The sequence below is a fragment of the Peribacillus sp. NPDC056705 genome (assembly GCF_043656335.1).
Map to the genome: position 1 here is coordinate 1,228 of NZ_JBHTYI010000108.1, position 1,122 is coordinate 2,349.

At 53.9% G+C, this 1,122-nt stretch carries 2 protein-coding genes; both read left to right on the forward strand.

What is annotated here, in order from left to right:
* On the forward strand, positions 1-261 hold a 261-nt coding region (locus ACFRAK_RS27855), incomplete at its 5' end, for a M20/M25/M40 family metallo-hydrolase (RefSeq protein WP_394573012.1).
* A partial coding sequence (locus ACFRAK_RS27860) for a Zn-dependent hydrolase (protein ID WP_394573013.1) occupies positions 248-1,122 on the forward strand: 875 nt, incomplete at its 3' end. The genes ACFRAK_RS27855 and ACFRAK_RS27860, both read left to right, overlap by 14 nt.

Genomic DNA, 1,122 nt, shown 5'->3' on the forward strand with positions numbered 1-1,122 from the left:
GTATTGGAGATCATCGAGCATAACTGCGCCCTTGTAGCTCCTATGATGCAGCTGCCTAGCGGTGCAGGTCATGATGCCAACCAATTGGCGCGGATCGCACCGATCGGGATGATATTCGTGCCAAGTCGGGGCGGCAGAAGCCATTGCCCTGAGGAATGGACAGATTATGAACAGGTTGCCGCAGGTGTCGAAGCCCTTGCGCTGTCGCTGCTTCAATATGATCGAATATATGGGGACGTGAAAATTCATGTTTCTGAATGAAGGTCATTGGGTTAATGGTGAACGTCTATGGAGCACGATTGTGGAATTGGGTGATATCGGTGGAGATGGTGCGGGAGCGGTTACCCGTCTTTCTCTAAGTTCTGAAGAGCTCCGTGGCCGAGAATATATTGTTGCCTTGATGATAGCGGCAGGCCTGGATGTGCGGCAAGACGAGGCAGGTAATCTTATCGGACGTCTGCCCGGAGCGAATCCGCATCTCCCGGCCGTTGTCACAGGCTCCCATATCGATACAGTGCGGGAGGGTGGACGATTCGATGGTGCGCTCGGCGTGCTTGCGGGCATTGAAGTGCTGCGGACCATCAGGGAGCAGGGATTCACTCACACTCGTCCGCTGGAAGTGATTTGTTTTACGGATGAAGAGGGGGTGCGCTTCGGTACGGGATATTTAGGAAGCCGAGCGATGGCAGGCTTATGGAATGATGAATGGCTGTCTCTTGCGGATATAGATGGCATTACCTTGCAGCAAGCCATGTCCGAGGCCGGCATAACACCAGCCCATGCGTCGGCTGCCAGGAGGAAGCAGGTGGATGTTCACGCCTACGTCGAACTGCATATCGAGCAGGGACGTGTACTGGAGCATCACGAACTTGAAGTCGGAATTGTCACATCCATATATGGGCACCGTTGGTTGAAAATCACCATGTATGGGCAGGCTGACCATGGGGGTACGACGCCTATGGGACTCCGGCGCGATGCGATGGTTGCAGCGTCGGAAGCTATTCTTGGAATAGAACAGACCGCGATTGATTATGGTGGTGTAGCCACGGTGGGTACCCTTCAGGTTAAACCAGGCTCCATTAACGTCATTCCTGGGGAAGTGATCTTTACGGTGGATGTTCG